This is a genomic window from Rhodobacter sp. SY28-1 (assembly GCF_005222785.1).
In the GTDB taxonomy this organism is placed as follows: Bacteria; Pseudomonadota; Alphaproteobacteria; order Rhodobacterales; family Rhodobacteraceae; genus Tabrizicola.
Map to the genome: position 1 here is coordinate 92,669 of NZ_STGH01000004.1, position 22,376 is coordinate 115,044.

Genomic DNA, 22,376 nt, shown 5'->3' on the forward strand with positions numbered 1-22,376 from the left:
ACAGAGCGCACCGCAGGGCAAGGAGGAAGCGATGACAGTCTGGACGCCCACCGACGACGGTTTCGCCGACCTCACTTCGCATGACACCTTCCTGCAAGGCGCGCCCCACAACACCTTCGCACGCCTGCGCCGCGACGACCCCTGCCACTGGACCGACTACCCGGCAGGGCAGGGCTTCTGGTCCCTCACCCGCCACGAGGACATCCACCGCCTGAACGGCCAGCCCGACCTCCTCTCCTCGGCCCGGGGGATCCGGATGGAGGATCAGAGCTACGAGGAATACCTCGCCCGCCGCACCTTCCAGGAAACCGACCCGCCGGAACACATGATGACGCGGGTGAAGGTCGCCAAGGCCTTCTCGAAACCTGTCATTGCCACGTTCGAGCAATCCATCCGCGACCTTTGCACCACGATCCTCGACGCCGCCCTACAAAAGGAAACCTTTGACGCCACAAAGGAAATCGCCCGTGAGCTTCCCATGCGGATGCTGGGCCGCATCGTCGGCCTGCCCGACGAAGACCTCCCCTGGCTGGTGGAAAAGGGCGACGCCCTCATCGCCAACACCGACCCCGACTTCACGCCCCACGTCCTCGACAAGCTGACCACCGACGAATTTCGCATGATGCCCTTCAACTCCCCGGCAGGCGCGGAACTATTCGTCTACGCCAAGGACCTGATGGCCCGCAAAGCCGCCGCGGGGGACACCAACGGCGTCCTGCACATGATCCTTCAGCCCGGCCACGACGGTCAGGTCATGCCGGAAAACGAATTTCGCAACTTCTTCTGCCTGATCGTCGCTGCCGGGAACGACACCACCCGCTATTCCATCGCCGCGGGCCTGCAAGCCCTCGCCCACCAACCCGAACTCCTCGCCCTGATCCAGTCCGGCCAAGTCGACGACACCATGGCGGATGAGATCATCCGCTGGGCCAGCCCGACAAGCTACTTCCGCCGCACCGCCACCCGCGATTTCGAGCTGCACGGGAAACAGGTGAAGGCGGGCGACAAGGTCCTTTACTGGTTCGCCTCGGCCAACCGCGACGAGACTGTCTTCGATCAGCCCTTCCGCGTCGACCTTGCCCGCAACCCGAACAAGCACCTCGCTTTCGGTCAGGGTGGCCCGCATCTGTGCCTCGGCATGTGGCTCGCCCGCCTGGAAGTCCGGGTCCTGTTTCAGGAACTCGCCAAACGGATCAAATCCATCGAACCGGCGGGAGAGCAGAAATTCCTGCGCTCGAATTTCGTGGCGGGGCTGAAAAGTCTGCCCGTCCGTGTCACGCTGCAATGAACCGTTAAGAACCAACCGGGGGACTACCGAAATGGCCGACCGCCTGCGCGCGATGTTCTGCGACCACCTCAGCCTGATGCGCGGTAAATACCTGCCCGCGTCGAAACTGAAATCCGACGGCACCCGCATGGCGCGGCCGACCTTCAGCGTGCACTGGGACAAGGACCTGATCCTTGACGCGCCCCACACCAAATGCCGCGAAGGCATTCCCGACATGGAACTCCGCTGGGAGGCGTCGGAAATCCGCCAGGGGTGGGAACCCGACACAAAGGTCGTCACCGGCGACCTTTACGACAGCGACGGCCAACGCATCCCCCTCTGCCCCCGCAGCGCCCTGAAACGCGCCGTCGCGGCCTGGGAAGCCAAGGGCCTCACCCCCAAAGTCGGCATTGAACTCGAAGCCTTCGCTTTCGAGATCGCCGAAGACGGCTCCATCGCCCCCATGCACGCCCCCGGCGGCATCGTTTACGGCACCGGCCCCTTCGCCGACCCTGCAGGCTTCACCGATGCGATCTGGAACCGGGCCGAAGAGGCGGGGTTCAAGCTCGACCTCATCACGGCCGAATACGACACCCCGCAATACGAATTCACCCTGGCCTATGACACGGCGGTCAAGGCGGTGGACGAAATGGTCCTCTTCCGCCAGATGGCCCGCGAAGTGGCGCTGGACCACGGCATCCTGCTGACCTTCCTGCCGAAACCGATCCTGGAAAAGGGCGGCTCGGGGTTGCATTTCAACCTCTCCTTCGCCGACAAGGCGGGCAAGAACGCCCTGCAAACCGGCGCCAAGGGTGGCCCCGACCACATGAACGACCTCGCCAAAGGCGTCGTCGCGGGCTGGCTCCATCATCACAAGGGCCTTGCCGGTCTTCTCGCCCCCACCGTGGGAAGCTACCTTCGCCTGCAACCGGCCTCGATGTCGGGCTACTGGTGCAACTGGGGCGGCGACCACCGCGGCGTGACGGTTCGCGTCTCGGAAGAAGGAGGCCCGAAGACCCGGCTTGAGCACCGCATGGCCGATGCCAGCTGCAACCCCTACACGGCGCTCGCCGCCCTCCTGCAGGCCGGTCTTCTGGGGGTTCAGAACGGCTACACCCTCCCCGCGCCCGAGGCCGGCGACGGCTTTGACCGCACCGACGCGGGCTACGGCGTAGCCGCCTCTCTGGCCGAGGCGATGGACGATCTCGAGGCCGACACGGCGCTGGCGGCCGCGATTGGCCCGGAACTTGTCGAACACCACGTCTTCATGAAGCGCATCGAGGTGACCAAGACCGATGGCCTCGAGGGCGCGGCCTTGCGTGACTATTACATCTGGTATGTCTGAGGGACCGATGAAAGCCACCTGGAAACTGGCCGATGGCCGCGAAATCACCCTCGACGTCGCCGCAGGCACCAGCCTGATGGAAGCCGCCACCGCCCGCGGCGTCCCCGGCATCATCGGCGAATGCGGCGGGTCGATGTCCTGCGCCACCTGCCATGTCGTCGTCGACCCAGCGTGGTCGGACCGGGCAGGGCCGCCCAGTGCGTTCGAGGAAGACATGCTCGACATCACCGAGGCCGGCCGCCAACCGACCTCGCGCCTCTCCTGCCAGATCAGGATGACCGCCGCGCTGGACGGGATCGTGCTCAGCGTGCCGGAGCTCTGACACACCGCTCGTCGATGACTTCGTCACTCCTCGCTAGGTCCCCGCCGACGAGGAGACGAAGTCGAACGAGGAGGCCCCCGCTTGTGCCTGCGCCGGGCTGATCGAAGTTCGCCCCCGTCCGCCGGGAGACGCCGATGCACGACACCCTTTCCGCAATCCTCGCCGAAGCAGGCACCCAGGCCCTCGGCTTCTTCAACACCCTCCAAGCCCGCACCATCGAGGCCAAGGCCCCCGGCGACCTCGTCTCCGACGCCGACCGCGCTATCGAAGTGAGCCTTCGCCGCCTCCTTGCCCGGCACTTTCCTGACGATGGCATCCTGGGTGAGGAGATGGGCGGCCGACCCTCCGGCCGCTTCTGGGCCGTGGACCCGATCGACGGCACCTCGAACTTCCTTTCCGGACTGCCGTTCTGGACGATCTCCGTTGGCCTGATGGATCGCGGCCAACCCATCGCCGGTGGCATCCTCGCCCCTGCGCTGGGCCTCATGGCTGTGACCGACGGCACCGCGATCCATGAAACCGGCCTCGCCCCCGGCTCCCGCTCGACCGATCCCCCCTGCATCGGCCTTGGCCGGAACGACCGCTGGCCCGCCGCCGACCGCCACGCCCTTGAGGCCGCCATCGAGGCCCAAGGTCTCTCCCCCCGCCTCTTCGGCTCCTGCGCGCTCTCCTTGATGCTGGTCGCCACCCACCGCCTGAAAGGCTACATCGAGCCCCGCGTCGGCGGGTTATGGGACTGCGCTGCGGGTCTCGCCATCTGCCGCGCGGCAGGCCTGCCGACGGCGTTCAAGGTCCACCCGGACGGCACGGTCGATGTCCTTGCGGGACAGGTTTTCGACCTGAACCTACCCTCGGACTGGGCCCGGACCCTCGCCCCCCACCGCGCCGATTGATCCTGCCAGATCATTCAAGCTTGAAACATCTTGAGGCCCCCCCGCATGTGCCCTATCGTTCCCGGGCAAACGGGTGGGAAGGACGGCATACCTTGGCCAGCAACACGACGACGGGGGGCTACTTCCTCTACCATTCCATCGGCATCTATCCCGGCAAGGAAGAAGACATGGCCCGCGCGATGGCCGAGTTTTCCGAGGTCTGGGCCGCCCCGAACGACAAACAGTGGGGCTACGTCCTGCGGAAGCGGCAGGATTTCATCGACCGCTGGCGCCGTCTCATCAACGTCCCGAAGGGCAGCTTGACCACTGTCGACAATGTCACCGAAGGCCTGCAGAAGATCCTCCGTGCCCTGCCGGAAGGCACCCTTAAGGGAAAGCGAGTCCTGGCCGCCGCCGACTGCTTCCCCTCGCTCCACTTCCTCCTCGCGGGCCTTGCCCCGAAGATGGGCTTCACCCTGACTACCGTCCCCCTCAGCGAAGGCCTCCCCCTCGTCACCACCGAGGATTTCCTGAGCCATTGGGGCCCCGACGTCGGGCTCGCTCTCCTCACCTGGGTCACCTCCATCGGCTCCTCGAAGATGGACTACGAAACCCTCGTGGCCCACGGCCGACGGATGGGCAGCCTGATGGTCGCCGACATCACCCAAGGCGCGGGCCTGATGCCCTTTGACGCGATGAACCCGAGGGTGGATTTCGTCGTCTCGACCAGCCTCAAATGGCTCTGCGGCACGCCGGGGGCAGGCATCCTTTACGCCGACAAGGACCTGATCCCCGGCCTCACCCCGGAAGGCCGCGGCTGGTTCTCCCAGAACAACCCGTTTTCCTGGGACCTCGACAAATTCGAGTACGCCCCCGACGTCCGCCGCTTCGATACCGGCACGCCGGGGTCTGTCGCGGCCATCGCCTCACTTCCGGCGATGGAGTGGTTCTCCAAGCAGGACCTGAACGACGTCGCCGCCCACAACCGCCGTCTGGTCGACCGGGTGATCATCCGCGCCGACCGGCTGGACCTGCCGCTCCACTCCCCCCGCGACGCCCACAAGCGCGGCGGTGCGGTGATGATCCGCATGCCCGACAAGGCCGAAGCCGCCGCTTGCGTCGGCGCTTTGGGGTTCGAGGGCTACTCCGTCGACTTCCGCGGCCCGATTCTGCGCATGTCCCCCGGCTTCGTGACCGAGGAACGCGCCGTGGACGCCGTCTTCGACATGGTCGAAGAGGTGATGACCCGCCGCCGCCGCCGCTTCGCGGGGCAGGGGGAAAGAAGTGGAAACCCTGCCGAAGTGCTGGCGGGCCTCGCCACGGGGCTTGCGGGCGGGGGCGTCAAGGTCGTCGACCTCACCGCCCAGCTTGGCCCCGAAACCCCGATCCTCCGCTTGCCCACGGACCTTGCGAAGAACACCCCAAAGGTCGCCATCCACCCGATCAGCGCCTACGACCAGAACGGCCCCTTCTGGGCCTGGAACTGGCTCACCCTCGGCGAACACTCCGGCACCCATTTCGACGCGCCGCACCATTGGTTGTCGGGCAAGGACCACCCGGACGGCTTTACCGACACCCTGTCGGTCCAACGCCTGATCGCGCCAGTGAACGTCATCGACTGCTCGGCCGAGGCCGCCGCCGACCCCGATTTCCTCCTGACCGCCACCCATGTGAAGGCGTGGGAGGCAAAGCACGGGCCAATCGGGCCGGGAGAATGGGTCCTGATGCGCACCGACTGGGACAAGCGGTCCCACGACGAAGAGCTGTTCCTGAACGAAGACCCCGACCCATACGAGGACGGCTCCCACTCCCCCGGCCCGTCCACCGACTGCATCGACTACCTCCTCGGCAAGGGGATCGTCGGCTGGGGCACCCAGTGCATCGGCACCGATGCGGGCATGGCGGGCAAGTTCAGCCCGCCGTTTCCGGCGCACAACTTCCTGCACCGGGACAACTGCTTCGGCCTTGCCAGCCTCTGCAACCTCGACCAGCTGCCACCGAAGGGCGCGGTCCTGATCGTGACGCCCCTGAAGATCAAGGACGGCACCGGCTCACCCATCCGGGCGCTGGCGCTGGTCTGACCGCTCCTCGTGCGCTTCGCTTCTCCTCGCTGCGAGGAGAAGCCGTGGGCGCACGACGAGGCATCACCCGGGAATGAACTGCCGCGCCCGCGCCCGCAACGCGCCGACGTAGGCCAGCACGTCGATCCCCACACCCACGAACCGCGCCCCCGCCGTCACACAGTCGGCGATGAACGGGTCCTCCGTCGACAACACCCCGGCCGCCTTGCCCGATGCCGCAATGCGCGCCAGCGCGTCCATGACCGCCCCCCGCACCTCCGGATGGCCGGCGTTCCCCAGATGCCCCATGTCGGCGGCCAGGTCCGACGGCCCGATGAAGACGCAGTCCACCCCCGGGATCGTCAGGATCTCGTCTAGCGCCGCCAGCCCCACCCGGCTTTCGAGCTGCAGGATCAGGCAGATCTGGTCCCCAGCCGTCTTCAGGTAATCCGGGATCGCCGAGAACCGCGAGGCCCGCGCCAGCGACGACCCCACACCCCGGATGCCATCGGGCGGATAGCGCGTCGCCGCCACGGCCCGCCGCGCCTGATCGGCACTTTCGATCATCGGGATCAGCAGGCTTTGTGCCCCCGCGTCCAGCGCCTGCTTGATCCGCGCCGGATCATCGTCGCGCAGCCGCACCACGGGCAAGGACGGCGAAGGCTCGATCACCGCCAGCTGCGCCATCGTCGACCGCAGGTCGTTCGGCGCATGTTCCCCGTCGATCAGCAGCCAGTCGAAGCCACAGGTCGCGGCCATTTCGGCGGCGTAAGGGTCTGCCATGCCAAGCCAGCAGCCGTACAGCGTCTCTCCCTCGGACAGACGGCGTTTCAGGTGGTTCCGGGGGGCAGGCATTGCGACACTCGACGTTCGGGGTTGGCGCTTTGGACAGGGCGACGGCTGGAAAGGAACAGCCGCCCGTGCCGCATGACCCTACAGCGCAAGTGCTTGGGCTGGCCAGAGGAATCCCACGCCCGCTGCAACCGGCAAGGGCTCGGGCAAGGCAGGCGCAGGTCCTCGCGACACTGCGGCATCGCAAGCATTGTCGCCCGCCCGAAAACAGGCGATAACCCGGACATGACCGATCAGCCGCCACCGTTCCGCCAGACCCGCAGGTCCCTGCCGATTGCGCTCTTGCGCGCGCGTGAGGCCGTGATGGGCCCCTTGCGTGGCATGCTGGCGACCTCTGGTGTCAACGAACAGAAGTGGCGGGTCCTGCGCGTGTTGCAGGAACGCGGCCCGCTGGAACTCAGCCAGGTTGCGGCCGAGGCGGTGCTTCTCCTGTCCAGCCTGACCCGCATGGTCGGCCCGATGGTAGAGGAAGGCCTGATCTCGCGGATGACCCCGCCGGAAGATCGGCGCAAGTCGATCGTCGCGATCACACCTGTCGGGCTTGCGCTGGTCAACGCCCATGCCAAGCAAAGCGCCGCCATCCTGGGTCGGATCGAGACCGAGTTCGGCCACGACCGGCTTGAAGCGCTCTTGGACCTTCTGGAAGACCTGCAGAAGCTGGACCTCAATCCCGTAGCACCCGGTGCGGAGCGGAAGCCCAGCTCCAAGGCGAAACGCTGACACTCGCGGGCGCTTGACGGCCCTGCAACGCCACCAGGACCTGTCCCGCGTCCATGAACTTCCGTCGTGCCACTTGGCCGGTGGAAAGGATTTGCATGCCCCGGGCAAAATCTGCAGATCGGACCTTGACGTCATTTGGATCGTTCCATTAAGAATTGGAACGAGACAAAACGGGGGAATCATGCGCTGGGCTTTGGTTGGGGCAAGTACGATTGCTGCTCAGCACATGATCGGCGCCTTGCGCGGGGCCGGGCAGGATCTGGCCGCTGTCGTCAGCACCACACCCACCCGCGCCACAGATTTCGCGCGCGCCCACGGCATCCCGGTCGCATCTGCGCAGCTTGACCGCGTTCTGGCTGATCCGGCCATCGAGGCAGTCTACATCTCCTCGACCAACGAAAAGCACCACGGCCAGGCGCTGGCCGCGATTGCGGCGGGCAAGCAGGTGCTGTGCGAAAAGCCGCTGGCGCTGACCGTGTCCGAAGCAGCCGAGATGGTCCGCGCGGCGCGACAGGCCGGGCGGGTCTTCGCCACCAACCACCACCTGCGATGCGCGGGCTCGCACCGGGCTGTCCGCGACCTGATCCGCGCTGGCCGCATCGGCCGCGTCCTCTCGCTCCGCCTCTTCCACGCCGTCCACCTGCCGCCGCACCTGCAGGGCTGGCGCATCGACAATCCGGACGCGGGCGGCGGGGTAATCCCTGACATTACTGTCCACGACGCCGATGTAGCGCGCTTCCTTCTGGGCGAAACGCCGGTCTCTGTCGTCGCGCAGATGGCCGCGTCAGGGATGGGGCAGGGGGTCGAGGATTCTGCGATGTCGGTCTGGACCATGCCCTCGGGCGCGATGGTCCTGTCCCACGAAAGCTTCACCCACCCCTTCGCCGGATCGGGGCTGGAGGTGCATGGCGACAAGGGCTCGATCTTCGCCCGGGGGGTGATGACGCAGCAGCCGGTTGGCGAGATCGAACTGGTCACCGCCCAGGGCCGTGAATCCGTGCCCTACTCCCCGCACAACCTCTACGCCCAGGGCATCAGCGATTTCCTCTCTGCCGTCGCGGGGCAGGGCAGCCCCGCCGCGACGGGCGAAGACGGCGTCGCCTCGCTTGCCGTGGCCCTGGCCGTGCGCGAAGCTGCGCGGACCGGCCAACGCCAGCCCGTGAAGGTGCCCGCATGACCAAGCTTGTCTCCCCGTCCGAAGCCGTTTCCCGTATCCCCGACGGCGCCACCGTCACCGTCTCGTCTTCGTCCGCCTTGGGCTGCCCCGACCTGGTCCTCAAGGCGCTGGGCGACCGTTTCCGCGCCGAAGGCCACCCGCGCGGCATCACAACCCTCCATCCGATCGCCGCTGGGGACATGTACGGCGTCAAGGGCATGGACTGGATCGCGCAAGACGGCCTCCTCGCCCGCGTCCTCGCTGGCTCCTACCCGTCCGGCTCCTCCAACCTGCCGATGCCCGAAATCTGGAAGATGATCGTCGAGGACCGCGTCGCCGCCTACAATGTCCCCTCCGGCATCATGTTCGACATGCATCGCGAGGCCGCAGCCCGCCGCCCCGGCGTCCTGACCAAGGTGGGGCTTGAGACCTTCGCCGACCCGATCCGCGAAGGGTGCGCGATGAACGCGCGGGGCGCCGCCGCGCCCATCGTCAACCGCGTCGAGTTCGGGGGCGAGGCCTGGCTCCACTTCCCGAACATCCAGCCTGACGTCTGCATCCTGCGGGCCACCACGGCGGATGACTGGGGCAACCTGACCTACGAACACGAAGGCGCCTATCTGGGCGGGCTTGAACAGGCCATCGCAACCCGCAACAACCGTGGCCTCGTCATCGCGCAGGTCTCTCGCGTGACGGCCAAGGGCAGCTTGCGTCCGCATGACGTGCGAGTTCCCGGCCATCTCGTGGACCTGATCGTGATCGACCCCGACCAGCGCCAGACCACCGAAACCCCCTACGATCCCGCCATCTCCGGCCAGATCATGCGGCCCTGGTCCTCCTTCTCCCTCGCGGAACATGGCGTCGAAAAGGTCATCGCCCGCCGCGCGGCGCTTGAACTCAAGGGTGGCATGACCGCCAACCTCGGCTTCGGCATCAGCGCCATGGTCCCCCGCATCCTGCTGGAGGAAGGCCACCCCGAGGCCGTCACCTGGGCCATCGAACAGGGCGCCGTAGGCGGCATGCCACTGACTGGCTTCGCCTTCGGCTGCGCCTCCAACGCCGATGCCTTTGTCCCCTCGCCGCAACAGTTCATCTATTTCCAGGGCGGCGGTTTCGACATGTCGTTCCTTTCCTTCCTGGAGATCGACATCGAAGGCAACGTCAACGTCTCCAAGCTCGGGAAAAAGCCATACCTCACCGCAGGTTGCGGTGGCTTCGTCGACATCACCGCCCATGCCCGCAAGATCGTCTTCTCCGGCTGGTTCGAGGCCGGGGCGGGGGTGGAGCTGACCCCGACCGGCGTCAAGGTGGCGACCCCCGGCAAGTTCTGCAAGATGGTCGAGCGCGTCGAACACGTCACCTTCTCCGGCACCCGCTCCCGCGCGCAGGGTCAGGAAGTGCTCTACATCACCGAACGCTGCGTGATCCGGTCCACCGACCACGGCCTCGTCGCGACCGAGATCATGCCGGGCATTGACCCCGCTCGCGACATCGTCGCCTCCTCGCAGGGCCGGGTCACCGTGGCTGACAACGCCACTACCATGCCGCTGTCCCTTCTTTCCGAAGGCGTGATGGGGTGGCAGCCATGAGCGGCGTCCGCCTTCACATCTCAGGTCCCGTCGCCACGCTGACGCTGGACAACCCGGCTAAGCTGAACTGCTTCACGGTGGAAATGCTCGGGCAACTGGCCAGCCATCTGGAGGTGATTGAAGCCCGCCCCGAAGTCCGTGCCGTGATCATCACGGGCGAGGGCGAAAAGGCCTTCTGCTCCGGCGCCGACATCAACGCCTGGGGTGGGCTATCCCCAGCCGAATTCGCCCGGAACTGGGTCCGCGGCGGTCACCGCATCTTCGACCGCCTCGCGCGCCTCTCGAAACCCACCATCGCGGCGCTCAACGGCCACGCCTTCGGCGGCGGGCTGGAACTTGCGGCAGCCTGCGACATCCGCATCATCACCGCCCGCGCCACAATCGCGCTGCCCGAGGCTGGCGTCGGCATCGTCCCCGGTTGGTCCGGCAGCCAGCGCCTCGCCCGCCTGATCCCCGAAGGCATTCTCAAGGAAATGGCCCTCTTGGGCCGCCGCATCCCGGCAGACCGTCTCCTCTCCTGCGGTTTCGTTGCCGAAGTGGCCGATGACGTCCGCGCCACCGCGCAAGAGATCGCCGAGAAAGCCGCCACCCTTTCCCCCCGCGCCACCGAGATCACCAAGGCGATGATCCATGCCGGACAGGGCGAGGACAGCGCCGCCCTGATCGAGGCGCTGGGCTCCGCCGCCATCTCCGCCAGCGCCGACCGAAACGAGGGCGTCACCGCCTTCCAGGAAAAGCGCAAACCAGAATTTCCGGGGACTTGAGATGCTAGACCTGACCCTGATCCCCTCTATCGGCGCGACGCTACCCGAACTTCGGGTGAACCGACACTGGATCGGGGGCGCATTCGTCCGATCCGGGGACGCCGCCTGGTCCGAACGCTTCTCCCCCTCGCATGGCACTGTGGTCAGCCGCTCGGCAGTTGGAACGATCCAAGATTCCGAAGCCGCCATCACCGCCGCCCGCGCCGCATTTGACGATGGCCGTTGGAGCCAGCTTCCCGGCAAGGCCCGCGCGACGGTCCTGCTGAAAGTCGCCGACCTGATCGAGGCCAACACGGACCGCATGGCCCTGATCGAGACTCTGGAGAGCGGCAAGCCGATCACCCAGGCGCGGGGTGAGGTCTCAGGCGCCGCCGACCTCTGGCGCTACGCCGCCTCTCTCGCCCGGACGCTGCACGGCGACAGTCACAACTCGCTGGGATCGGACATCCTCGCCGTTGTCCTGAAGGAGCCCATTGGCGTCGTATCGATCATCACGCCCTGGAACTTCCCGTTCTGGATCCTGTCCCAGAAGCTTCCCTTCGCTCTGGCCGCAGGCTGTACCTGTGTCGTCAAGCCCTCCGAACTCACGCCCTCGACCACCGTTATCCTCTGCGACCTCCTGCAAGAAGCGGGCCTTCCGCCGGGCGTCGTAAACATCGTCCTCGGCTACGGCCAGCCCGTCGGCGCGACTCTCGCCAGCCACTCGGACGTCGACATGGTCACCTTCACCGGCTCCACCGCCGTGGGCCGGGGCATCGCTTCCGCCGCCTCCATCACGCTCAAGAAAGTCGCCCTCGAACTCGGCGGCAAGAACCCGCAAGTGATCTTCCCCGACGCAGATCTGGAGTCAGCCGCCGATGCCGTCACCTTCGGCGTCTATTTCAACGTCGGCCAATGCTGCAATTCCGGCAGTCGCATCATCGTTCACGAAGACATCGCGGAAGCCTTCACCGCCCGCGTTGTAGAACTCTCGAAACAGGTTGCCTTCGGCGACCCCCTTGACCCCACAACGCAAGTCGGTGCCATCGTCAGCCCGGAACACGGGCAGAAGATCGACGCCTACGTCACCGCCGCAGCCAAGGCCGGGGCCACAGTCGCGCTCGGCGGCAAGCTATTGGACATCCCCGGCCTTACCCAGCAGTTCTACCAGCCGACGATCGTCACCAATGTCACCCCCGACATGGCCATCGCCCGCGAGGAAGTCTTTGGCCCGGTGCTCACCATCCTGACCTTCCGCACGCTGGACGAAGCCCTGGCCCTTGTGAACGACGCCGACTACGGCCTGTCAGCCGGGGTGTGGAGCGAGAACGTCCACACCTGCCTTCAGTTCGCCCGCGCCGCCCAGGCCGGCACGGTCTGGACCAACACCTGGATGGACGGCTTTCCAGAGGTCACCTTTGGCGGCGTCAAGCAATCGGGCCTGGGCCGCGAGATTGGTCGCTACGGCCTCGACGAATTCATGGAAATCAAGTCGCTCGTGATGCGAATCGGCCGCACCCGGGCGCCTTGGGTAAGACCCCGCTAAGGCGGGCAAGTGAAGCGCAAAACGGGAGGAAACCATGCGCCTTTTCGGAAGAACGATGACCGCTGCGGCGGCTCTGGTGATGACCACTTCGATCAGCTTCGCCGAGGACGTCGAAGTCCTGCACTGGTGGACGTCCGGCGGTGAGGCTGCTGCCCTCAACGTCCTGAAAGACAACCTTGCCGGGGCTGGCACCGGCTGGGTCGACATGCCCGTCGCCGGTGGCGGTGGCGAGGCCGCGATGACCGCGCTCCGCGCTCGGGTCACGGCGGGCGATGCGCCGACGGCCGTCCAGATGCTGGGCTTCGACATCCTGGACTGGGCCGGGGAAGGGGCGCTGGCCGACCTGACCGCCACCGCCACTGCGGAAGGCTGGGACAAGGTCGTCCCCGCCGCGCTGCAAGGCTTCTCGACTTCGGACGGCAAGTGGGTTGCGGCCCCGGTCAACGTCCACTCGACCAACTGGGTCTGGATCAACAAGGCCGCGCTGGATGCCACTGGCCTGGCCGCGCCGACCACCTGGGACGAACTGGTGGCCGTCCTCGACAAGATGAAAGAGGCCGGGATCACCCCCCTGGGCCATGGCGGCCAGCCCTGGCAGGAAGCGACCGTCTTCGACGGGGTCGTCCTTGGCATGGGCGGAGACCTCTACAAGAAGGCCTTCATCGACCTCGACCCCGCGGCCCTCGGCGGTCCGGAAATGGCCGAAGCCTTCAACCGCCTGATCAAGCTGCTTACCTACGTCGACGACAACTTCTCGGGCCGCGACTGGAATCTGGCATCCGCCATGGTGATCAACGGCGAGGCCGGGATGCAGATGATGGGCGACTGGGCCAAGGGCGAGTTCCTGAAGGCCGGCAAGGTTCCTGGGACTGACTTCGTCTGCATCCGCTTCCCGGGAACCCAAGGGTCGGTGACCTTCAACTCCGACCAGTTCGCCATGTTCAACCAGGCCGATCCGGCTGCCCAGGAAGCCCAGGTCGCGATGGCCAAGGCGATCATGGACCCGGCCTTCCAATCGGCCTTCAACGTGGTGAAGGGCTCCGTCCCGGCGCGGACGGATGTGCCGAACGACGCCTTCGACGACTGCGGCAAGAAGGGCATGGCGGACCTTGCCGAAGCCTCGACCGCCGGCACGCTCTTTGGTTCGATGGCGCATGGTCACGCAGCCCCGGCGGCGGTGAAGAACGCGACCTATGACGTGATCACCGCGGCCTTCAACGGCGAATACGCCGATGGCGCCGCCGCCGCCGCCGCTCTGGCCGAAGCCGTAGCCGCCGCGCAGTAAGCGTCTTTCGGGGGGCGGCACAGCGCTGCCCCCCGACCCAAATTCCTTGAGAAAGGAATCTGTCAAAATCCTTGCTCAAGGATTTTGGCCAGCAGAACCAACGGGAGGGACAGGATGGCCACCGAGGTCGATTTCCGCACGCGATTGCAGGACTGGCTGCCAAAGCTGGTGCTTGCCCCCTCCTTTGCTGTGACGCTGCTCTTCGTCTATGGATTCATCCTCTTTACTGTCGTCCTCTCGTTCACTGGCTCGAAGATGCTGCCCCGCTACGACTGGGTCGGCTTCGAGAACTACGAGAAACTCTTCGCCCTTCCTGCCTGGACCACCGCGATCACCAACATCGCGATCTTCGCCACGCTTTACATTACCATCTGCACCGCCATCGGCCTGATGCTGGCAATCTTCCTCGACCAGAAGATCCGGGGCGAAGGCGTCCTCAGGCCCATTTACCTCTACCCCATGGCGCTCAGCTTCATCGTCACCGGCACCGCCTGGAAATGGTTCCTAGATCCCGGCATCGGGCTGGAAAAGATCATGCATCTGTGGGGATGGGAATCGTTCTCCTTCACCTGGATCAAGGACGGCGACATGGCGATCTACACTATCGTCATCGCCGCCGTCTGGCAGACAAGCGGGTTCGTGATGGCGATGTTCCTTGCAGGCTTGCGCGGCATCGACAACGAGATCCTGAAGGCCGCCCAGATCGACGGCGCGTCGAACTGGCAGCTTTACCGCCGGATCGTCATCCCTCTCCTCCGCCCCGCCTTCCTGTCGGCCTTCGTCATCCTCAGCCACCTGGCGATCAAGTCCTACGACCTCGTCATCGCGCTGACCGGAGGCGGTCCCGGCCGCGCGACCGAAATGCCCGCAACCTTCATGTACTCCTACACTTTCACTAGGAACCAGATGGGCATCGGCGCCTCCTCCGCCGTGATCATGCTGATGACCATCGCCGCGATCATGGTCCCCTACCTTTACGCCGAGCTGAAGGAGAAGAAGGCATGAGCGCCGTCACCCAGGACACCGCCGTCTCCACCGGGCGCGTCACGCGGGCCTTCATCTACCTGGTCCTGATCCTCTTCGCGCTCTTCTACCTGCTGCCCCTCTACGTCATGGGCGTGAACTCTCTGAAACCGCTGGAAGAGATTACCGGCGGCAACATGATGGCCCTGCCGTCTACCTGGACCCTGGACCCCTGGCGCTCTGCCTGGTCCACCGCCCAGATCGGGGTCGAGCCCACCGGCCTCAAGCCCTATTTCCTGAACTCAATCCTGATGGTGGTCCCCGCCGTCGCCATCTCCACCATCGTCGGTGCGCTGAACGGCTACGTCCTGACCAAATGGCGTTTCCGAGGGGACACCTGGGTCTTCGGGCTGATGCTCTTCTCCTGCTTCATCCCGTTCCAGATCGTCCTGATCCCGATGGCCGTCGTCCTGGGCAAACTCGGCCTTGCGGGTTCTGTCCCCGGCCTGATCCTCGTCCACGTCGTCTACGGGATCGGCTTCACCACGCTCTACTTCCGCAACTACTACGCGGCCTTCCCCACGGAACTTGTCCGCGCCGCGATGATCGACGGGGCAGGGTTCTTCCGCATCTTCTGGCGCATCCTGCTCCCGGTTTCCGGCCCCATCGCCGTCGTCTCGGTCATCTGGCAGTTCACCAACATCTGGAACGACTTCCTGTTCGGAGCCTCGTTCGGTGGCACCTCGCAGCCGATGACCGTGGCGCTCAACAACCTCGTCCAGTCCTCGACCGGCGTGAAGGAATACAACGTCCACTTCGCGGGCGCGATCCTGGCCGCGCTGCCCACCCTGATCGTCTACATCGTCGCCGGGCGCTACTTCGTCCGCGGCCTCATGGCGGGGAGCGTCAAGGGATGACCTGCGCGACCGCAAAAGTTTTCGAAAACTTTTGCCAAGAATTTTCGAAAATTCTTGGTCCCGACCCCGACCGTCCCGCGCATCGGCAAAGGACGTGAAAGGCGACCGCCGGGCGGCGGCAACCACCCGACGGTCATGTTCAACCCAAGCCCGCTTCAGACCGACAAGGGCGAACAGCAGGAAGGAATACCGAATATGAAGGTCTTGTCCATAACCGCACTGTTGCTGGCCACCGCCAGCCCGGCCCTCGCCGAGCCTTCGGTCGAGGTGATGCACTTCTGGACCTCCGGGGGTGAGGCAGCGGCCCTTGGCGCGGTGCGTGACAAGGTGGTGGCCGAAGGCGTCACCTGGACCGACGCGCCCGTCGCGGGGGGCGGCGGCGACCAGGCCAAGACCGCGCTGCAGGCCCGCATCGCCTCAGGCAACCCGCCCGCCGCCGTACTGATCCTTGGCCAGAACATCCTCGACTGGGCCGCCGAAGGGATGCTTGGCAACGTCGATGTGCTGGCTGAAGCTCAGGGCTGGGACGCGGCCCTGCCGCAGGCGGTGAAGGACTTCACCAAGGTCGACGGCCACTACGTCAGCGTGCCCACCAATGTCCACCGGACCGACATGATCTGGGCCTCCAAGGCCGCCTTCGACAAGATCGGCGCGGCCTATCCCACGACCTGGGAGGAGCTGAACGCCCTCGCCCCCAAATTCCTTGAGGCCGGGATCATCCCGCTCGCCCATGGCGGCCAGGCCTGGCAGGAAGCCTACATGTTCGAGGCTGTCGCCCTGGGCGTCGGCGGCGCTGACTTCTACCGCAAGGCCCTGATCGAGCTTGACGACGCCACCCTACGCGGGCCCGAGATGGTCGCGGTCTTCGCCCAGATGGCGCAGCTGCGCGGCATGGTGGACGCGAACTTCCCCGGCCGCGACTGGAACCTTGCCTCGGCGATGGTCATCAACGGCGAGGCCGCGATGCAGATCATGGGCGACTGGGCCAAGGGCGAATTCACCAACGCTGCCAAGAAACCCGGTGACGATTATGCTTGCATCCCGGTGCCGAAGGCCAAGGGCGACGGGTTCGTCTACCTGGTGAACTCGCTGTCGCTCTTCACCCAGACCGACCCGGACCTTGTGAAGGGACAGGAGGTGCTGGCCAGCGCGATCATGGACCCCGCCGTGCAGGTCGCCTTCAACCAGGCCAAGGGTGCGATCCCGGCCCGGACCGACATCGACCTGTCGGCGATGGATGCCTGCGCGCAAGCGACCAGCGCCAGCCTTGCTTCGAATGACGCAGGCGGCACCGCTGTCCCGACCTTCGCCGGAACCCATGCGGCCAACGCTTCGGTCGTGGGCGCCGCCACCGACGCCATCACCGCTTTCTTCAACTCTGACCAGACCCCGGAAGAGGCCGCAACCGCCCTTGCCGACGCCATCGCGGCGGCCCGGTAAGGCAACCGGCCCTGTCCCGTACTCCCCGGGACGGGGCCAACCAACGACATGAGGACCAAAATGGGCTTTCTCGACATCCGCAACGTCACCAAATCCTACGGGCAGGTCGAAGTCCTGCACCGCGTCGACATCGCGGTCGAGGAAGGCGAGTTCCTGGTCCTCGTCGGCCCCTCGGGCTGTGGCAAGTCCACGCTTCTGAACATGATCGCGGGGCTGGAAGGCATCTCGGCCGGCGAGATCGCGATCAAGGGCCGCGTGGTGAACGGGGTCCACCCCTCCAAGCGCAACATCGCGATGGTGTTCCAATCCTACGCGCTTTACCCCAACATGACCGTCGGCCAGAACATGACCTTCGGCCTTGAAATGCACGGCGTCCCCAAGCCCGAGCGTGACCGCGCCCTCGCCGATGTCGCGAAACTCCTGCAAATCGAGACGCTCCTCGACCGCAAACCCGGCCAGCTCTCCGGAGGCCAGCGCCAGCGCGTCGCGATGGGGCGCGCCCTGGTCCGCAACCCCGATGTCTTCCTCTTCGACGAACCCCTCTCCAACCTCGACGCAAAACTCCGCGTCGATATGCGGACCGAGATCAAGAAGCTCCACCAGAAGCTCAAGACCACCATCGTCTACGTCACCCACGACCAGATCGAAGCGCTGACCCTTTCGACCCGCATCGCCGTGATGAACAAGGGCCATGTCCAGCAACTGGGCACGCCCAAGGAAATCTACGACACCCCGGCGAACGTCTTCGTCGCGACGTTCATGGGCTCGCCTGCCATGAACATCGTCCCCGCCAAGATCGTCCTTCGCGACGGCCACCCTCACGCCGCCCTCACCGACGCCGACGGCACCCTCCAGCACCTCCGCTTCTCGCAAGGTAACCTCGGCGCATGGGAGGGCAGGGACATCCTCCTCGGCATCCGGCCCGAGGCGATCACCGATCCCGAAGGCGCCGACCGCAAGTCTCACAACATCGTCGCCCTGAGGAACCGCGTGACCGTCACCGAACCCGCCGGGGCCGACACCTTCGTCACCATGACACTGTCGGGCAAGGACGCCATTGCCCGCATGCGCGCCGACGCGAATGTCGCCCCCGGGCAAGTCTTCGACTTTGCCGTCAACATGGAAAAGGCCGTAGCCTTCGATCCGGAAACCGAACAACGGATCGCCTGAATGCAGCCTGACGTCATCATCATCGGCTCCGGCATGGGAGGTGCGACCCTCGCCGCCGCCCTGGCCCCAACTGGCCGGAAGGTGCTAATCCTCGAACGCGGCGACCGCCTGCCCGACAGCCCCGAGGCTCGCGACCCCGCCGCCATCTTCCAGCGCGGCCATTTCAAGCCGAACGAAACCTGGCGCGACATCTCTGGTGCCCCCCTCCACCCTGGCAACTACGCCTATGTCGGCGGCAACACCAAGTTCTACGGCGCCGTGCTCCTCCGCTACCGGGCCGAGGATTTCGCGCCCCTCCGCCACCTCGAAGGCACCACCCCCGGTTGGCCCATCGCCTACGCCGACCTCGAACCCTGGTACTCAAAGGCCGAAACCCTCTACCGCGTCCGGGGCGACGTAGCGGGCGATCCCACCGAGCCGCCCCATTCCGCCCCCTATCCCTTCCCGCCCGTCCCCGACGAGCCCGACATCCAACGCCTCCGCCAGGCCTTCGCGTCGCAAGGCCTCCACGTCTCCGCCCTGCCTTTGGGCGTGGACATCGAAGCCTGGCTCAAACGCGCCCGCACCGGTTGGGACGCCTTCCCCTGCACCACCGGCGCCAAATCCGACGCCGAATCCTGCGCTCTGGCCGAGGCGCTGAATCATCCCAACGTCACCCTCCAGACCAACACCAAGGTCACCCGCCTTCTTTCCCAAGGCAGCAAGATCACTGGCGTTGAAGTCGAAAGGGCAGGGCGCAAGGAAACCCTGACCGCCCCTCTCGTTGTCCTCGCCGCAGGAGCCATCCTCTCCTCCGCCCTCCTCCTCGCCAGCGCGAACGACGACCACCCCACGGGCCTTGCGAACCGTTCCGACCAAGTCGGACGCAACTTCATGAACCACAACCTGACCGGCATGGTCGCCTACAACCCTTTCCGCCGGAACCGCACGACCTACGAGAAAACCATCCAGGTCAACGACTTCTACCTCACCGGCGGCCCGAACGGCGAACCCTTGGGCAACATCCAGATGCTTGGCCGCATCACCGGACCGATACTGGCAGGGGAATCCGGCCTCCCCCTCTGGCTCTCCCACCACATCGCCGAGCATTCGATCCACATCATGGCCATGTCCGAGGACCTGCCCGACCCCAACTCCCGCGTGCTTTGGCGCAACGGAGAGGTCGTCCTCGACTGGAAGAAGACCAACACCAAGGCGCACGACCTCCTCGTCAAACGCCTGAAACAAGCGATGAAGAAGGCAGGCTGGCCCATCACCCTGGCGCGAGGCTTCCCCAAGTCCAAACCCTCCCACCAATGCGGCACCAACCGCATGGGCGCGGACCCCGCGACCTCGGTTGTTGACGTGAACCTCAAGGCCCACGACCTCGACAACCTCTACATCTGCGACGCCTCGGTCCTGCCGACCTCCGCCGCCGTGAACCCCTCGCTCACCATCGCAGCCCTCGCCCTGCGCGCGGGCGACCACATCGCGAAAGCCCTGCCATGAAACCCCTCGCCCTCATCACCGGAGGCCAGCAAGGCATCGGCCTCGGCATCGCGGAAGCCCTTGCAAACCAAGGCTTCCGCCTCGCCATCGCCTCCCGCTCCGCGCCCACCGACGCCAGCGTCACGCAGGCCCTGCAAACCCTCGGCCCCGACGCCCGCTACTACCGGCACGACCTTGCCAACATCGCTGCCATCCCCACTCTCCTCGACTCCATCGAGGCGAACCAAGGCCCCCTCGACGCCCTGATCCAGAACGCCGGGGTCGCCGCGAAAGTCCGCGGTGACATGCTCGACATCACGCCCGAGAATTTCGACTGGATCATGGGCATCAACCTGCGCGGAGCCTTCTTCCTGGCCCAAGAGGTCGCCCAGCGGATGGTCGCAACGCAAAGCCACTACTACCGGTCCATCACCTTCGTGACCTCCGTCTCGGCCCAGATGGCCAGTCCGGAGAGGGCCGACTATTGCATTTCCAAGGCCGCCGCCGCAATGGCCGCCCAGACCCTCGCCCTGCGCCTTGCGCCCCACAACATCGGCGTCTACGAGCTGCGCCCCGGCATTATCGAGACCGGCATGACCGCCGGCGTGAAGGACAAATACGACGCCCGCATCGCCGGAGGCCTCGTCCCCGCCGGCCGCTGGGGCCAGCCCGCCGACATCGGCCAGGCCGTCATCCCCCTCGTCACCGGCCAACTCGCCTTCGCCACCGGGGCCGTCCTCCCCGTCGACGGCGGGCTTTCCATCGAAAGGCTCTGAGACATGGCCGAAGGCTACGACTACATTATCATCGGCGGCGGCTCTGCAGGCTGCGTCCTCGCCGCCCGTCTGAGCGAGAACCCTGCTGCCAAGGTCCTCCTCCTTGAAGCCGGGGGCCGCGACCGCCACCCGTTCTACCACCTCCCCGCGGGCTTTGCGAAGATGACCAAGGGCATTGGCTCCTGGGGCTGGCAGACCGTTCCGCAGCGGCACATGAAGGGCATGCAGATCCGCTACACCCAGGCCAAGGTGATCGGCGGCGGCTCCTCGATCAACGCGCAGCTCTACACCCGAGGCAACGCGCAAGACTACGACGACTGGCGGCAGATGGGCTGCCCCGGCTGGGGGTATGAGGATGTGCTCCCCTACTTCCGCAAATCCGAACACAACGACAGCCACGACAACCGCTACCACGGGAAAGACGGCCCCCTGGGCGTCAGCCAGCCCCGCGCCCCCCTGCCGATCTGCGAGGCCTTCTTCGCCGCCGGGGCCGAAATCGGCATCCCGCGCAACCGCGACTTCACGGGCGAGACGCAGGACGGCCTCGGCTACTACCAGCTGACCCAGCGCTGGTACCGCCGCTCCTCCACGTCGACCGCCTTCCTGAAACCCGCCCTCGGCCGCCCGAACTTGACGGTGAAAACAGGCCAGCAGGTCCTGCGCATCGTCGTCGAAAAGGGCAGGGCGGTCGGGGTCCAGACATCGGAAACCACCTACCGCGCCAGCACCGAAGTCATCCTTTCATCGGGAGCCATCGGTTCCCCCCGCCTCCTGCAACTGTCCGGCATCGGCCCCGCCGACGACCTCACCCGCCTCGGCATCCCAGTCGTCCTCGACCGCCCGCAAGTGGGCGCGAACCTGCAAGACCACCTCGACCTCTTTGTCATCGCCGAATGCACTGGCCCCCACACCTACGACCGCTACGCCAAGCCGCACTGGTCCGCCCTCGCGGGCCTGCAATACCTCCTGACAAGGAAAGGCCCCGTCGCCTCCTCGCTCTTTGAGACGGGCGGTTTCTGGTACGCCGACCCCTCCGCCCGCAGCCCCGACATCCAGTTCCACCTTGGCCTCGGCTCGGGGATCGAGGCCGGCGTCGCCGCCATGCCGCAGGGTGGTGTCACCCTCAACTCAGCCTTCCTGCGGCCGCGCAGCCGGGGCACCGTCCGCCTCGCTAGCGCGGACCCGAAAGCCGCGCCCCAGATTGACCCCAACTACTGGGAAGACCCTTACGACCGCGAGATGTCGATCAAAGGCCTCAAACTCGCACAAGAGATCATGCGCCAGCCTGCTCTGAAGCCCTTCGTCCTCGCCGAGCGCCTCCCCGGCCCCGAAGTGCGCACGGACGAGGATTACATCAACTACGCCATCAAGAACGCCAAGACCGACCACCACCCCGCCGGCACCTGCCGCATGGGCGCGGACATGGAGGCCGTCGTGGATCCGCACCTCCGCTTCAACGGCATCGAAAACCTCCGCGTGGTCGACGCTTCGGTCATGCCCACCGTTGTCTCCTCCAACACCAACGCCGCGACCATAATGATCGCCGAAAAAGCCGCCGACCTTATCAAGGAAGCCGCGAAATGATCCGCCACATCGTCCTTCTCAAAGCCCGCCCCGAGGTCAGGGAAGCCCACATCGCGGCCATCTTTGCCGACCTCCACGCCCTGAACCTACCCGGCATCCTCGCCATCCACTCCGGCCGTTCCGAAAGCCCCGAACAGATCGAACGCGGCTACCTCCACGGCTTCACCGTCGACTTCACGGACTGGGACGCGCTCGCCGCCTACCAGGCCCACCCAGATCACAAGCGCGTCGGCGCCGCCCTCGTCGCCGCCGCCCAAGGTGGCCTCGACGGCATCCTCGTCTTCGACCTTCCCTGCTGAGGC

General features: G+C 66.0%; 20 protein-coding genes. 19 read left to right on the forward strand and 1 reads right to left on the reverse strand.

The features are described from left to right. The first annotated feature begins 31 nt into the window (after window positions 1-31). The 5 genes from E8M84_RS19510 (at window position 32) to E8M84_RS21895 (ending at window position 5,887) form a co-directional block, all read left to right on the forward strand. Window positions 32-1,288, forward strand: coding sequence for a cytochrome P450 (locus E8M84_RS19510; protein WP_137112920.1), 1,257 nt, complete (start codon window positions 32-34; stop codon window positions 1,286-1,288). Between the two features lie 31 nt (window positions 1,289-1,319). After that, window positions 1,320-2,612 carry a glutamine synthetase family protein gene (locus tag E8M84_RS19515; protein WP_137112921.1) on the forward strand — a complete coding sequence of 431 codons (1,293 nt, stop codon included), beginning with the start codon at window positions 1,320-1,322 and terminating at the stop codon, window positions 2,610-2,612. Between the two features lie 7 nt (window positions 2,613-2,619). Beyond that, on the forward strand, window positions 2,620-2,934 hold the full coding sequence (locus tag E8M84_RS19520; protein ID WP_137112922.1) for a 2Fe-2S iron-sulfur cluster-binding protein: 315 nt from the start codon (window positions 2,620-2,622) through the stop codon (window positions 2,932-2,934). A gap of 134 nt (window positions 2,935-3,068) precedes the next feature. Continuing rightward, window positions 3,069-3,827: an inositol monophosphatase family protein gene (locus tag E8M84_RS19525; protein WP_137112923.1), complete on the forward strand. Its 759-nt coding sequence runs from the start codon at window positions 3,069-3,071 to the stop codon at window positions 3,825-3,827. Window positions 3,828-3,919: 92 nt separating this feature from the next. Next, window positions 3,920-5,887 (forward strand): aminotransferase class V-fold PLP-dependent enzyme, encoded by a 1,968-nt coding sequence (locus tag E8M84_RS21895; protein WP_346763699.1) that lies wholly within the window; start codon window positions 3,920-3,922, stop codon window positions 5,885-5,887. 63 nt (window positions 5,888-5,950) lie between these two features. Here E8M84_RS21895 and E8M84_RS19535 read toward each other — a convergent pair whose 3' ends face one another. After that, window positions 5,951-6,721, reverse strand: a complete 771-nt coding sequence (locus E8M84_RS19535) for an aldolase/citrate lyase family protein (RefSeq protein WP_137112924.1) — start codon at window positions 6,719-6,721, stop codon at window positions 5,951-5,953. Between the two features lie 222 nt (window positions 6,722-6,943). Between E8M84_RS19535 and E8M84_RS19540 the strand changes: the two genes are divergently transcribed. From E8M84_RS19540 to E8M84_RS19605, 14 genes are all read left to right on the forward strand, one after another. After that, the gene (locus E8M84_RS19540; RefSeq protein ID WP_137112925.1) at window positions 6,944-7,438 is read left to right on the forward strand and encodes a MarR family transcriptional regulator; all 495 of its coding nucleotides are present in this window, start codon (window positions 6,944-6,946) and stop codon (window positions 7,436-7,438) included. 181 nt (window positions 7,439-7,619) lie between these two features. Then, window positions 7,620-8,615, forward strand: a complete 996-nt coding sequence (locus tag E8M84_RS19545) for a Gfo/Idh/MocA family protein (protein ID WP_240790458.1) — start codon at window positions 7,620-7,622, stop codon at window positions 8,613-8,615. Beyond that, window positions 8,612-10,183 (forward strand): acyl CoA:acetate/3-ketoacid CoA transferase, encoded by a 1,572-nt coding sequence (locus E8M84_RS19550; protein ID WP_137112926.1) that lies wholly within the window; start codon window positions 8,612-8,614, stop codon window positions 10,181-10,183. Before E8M84_RS19545 ends, E8M84_RS19550 begins: the two co-directional genes overlap by 4 nt. Further along, on the forward strand, window positions 10,180-10,947 hold the full coding sequence (locus E8M84_RS19555) for an enoyl-CoA hydratase/isomerase family protein (RefSeq protein WP_137112927.1): 768 nt from the start codon (window positions 10,180-10,182) through the stop codon (window positions 10,945-10,947). Before E8M84_RS19550 ends, E8M84_RS19555 begins: the two co-directional genes overlap by 4 nt. 1 nt (window position 10,948) lies before the next feature. Continuing rightward, window positions 10,949-12,472: an aldehyde dehydrogenase family protein gene (locus E8M84_RS19560; RefSeq protein WP_137112928.1), complete on the forward strand. Its 1,524-nt coding sequence runs from the start codon at window positions 10,949-10,951 to the stop codon at window positions 12,470-12,472. Between the two features lie 34 nt (window positions 12,473-12,506). After that, window positions 12,507-13,757 (forward strand): ABC transporter substrate-binding protein, encoded by a 1,251-nt coding sequence (locus E8M84_RS19565; RefSeq protein WP_137112929.1) that lies wholly within the window; start codon window positions 12,507-12,509, stop codon window positions 13,755-13,757. 114 nt (window positions 13,758-13,871) lie between these two features. After that, window positions 13,872-14,762 carry a carbohydrate ABC transporter permease gene (locus tag E8M84_RS19570; RefSeq protein WP_137112930.1) on the forward strand — a complete coding sequence of 297 codons (891 nt, stop codon included), beginning with the start codon at window positions 13,872-13,874 and terminating at the stop codon, window positions 14,760-14,762. Continuing rightward, window positions 14,759-15,637: a carbohydrate ABC transporter permease gene (locus tag E8M84_RS19575; RefSeq protein WP_137112931.1), complete on the forward strand. Its 879-nt coding sequence runs from the start codon at window positions 14,759-14,761 to the stop codon at window positions 15,635-15,637. The genes E8M84_RS19570 and E8M84_RS19575 overlap by 4 nt, the downstream gene beginning before the upstream one ends. A gap of 195 nt (window positions 15,638-15,832) precedes the next feature. Then, window positions 15,833-17,077, forward strand: a complete 1,245-nt coding sequence (locus tag E8M84_RS19580; RefSeq protein ID WP_137112932.1) for an ABC transporter substrate-binding protein — start codon at window positions 15,833-15,835, stop codon at window positions 17,075-17,077. Window positions 17,078-17,137: 60 nt separating this feature from the next. Next, window positions 17,138-18,247 carry an ABC transporter ATP-binding protein gene (locus E8M84_RS19585; protein ID WP_137113016.1) on the forward strand — a complete coding sequence of 370 codons (1,110 nt, stop codon included), beginning with the start codon at window positions 17,138-17,140 and terminating at the stop codon, window positions 18,245-18,247. Further along, window positions 18,248-19,735, forward strand: coding sequence for an FAD-dependent oxidoreductase (locus E8M84_RS19590; RefSeq protein WP_137112933.1), 1,488 nt, complete (start codon window positions 18,248-18,250; stop codon window positions 19,733-19,735). It abuts the gene before it with no gap. Then, the gene (locus E8M84_RS19595) at window positions 19,732-20,490 is read left to right on the forward strand and encodes a 3-ketoacyl-ACP reductase (protein ID WP_137112934.1); all 759 of its coding nucleotides are present in this window, start codon (window positions 19,732-19,734) and stop codon (window positions 20,488-20,490) included. The genes E8M84_RS19590 and E8M84_RS19595 overlap by 4 nt, the downstream gene beginning before the upstream one ends. A gap of 3 nt (window positions 20,491-20,493) precedes the next feature. Then, window positions 20,494-22,074, forward strand: a complete 1,581-nt coding sequence (locus E8M84_RS19600; RefSeq protein ID WP_137112935.1) for a GMC family oxidoreductase — start codon at window positions 20,494-20,496, stop codon at window positions 22,072-22,074. Continuing rightward, complete coding sequence (locus tag E8M84_RS19605) at window positions 22,071-22,373, forward strand: Dabb family protein (RefSeq protein WP_137112936.1); 303 nt, start codon at window positions 22,071-22,073, stop codon at window positions 22,371-22,373. Before E8M84_RS19600 ends, E8M84_RS19605 begins: the two co-directional genes overlap by 4 nt. Window positions 22,374-22,376 lie beyond the last annotated feature (3 nt).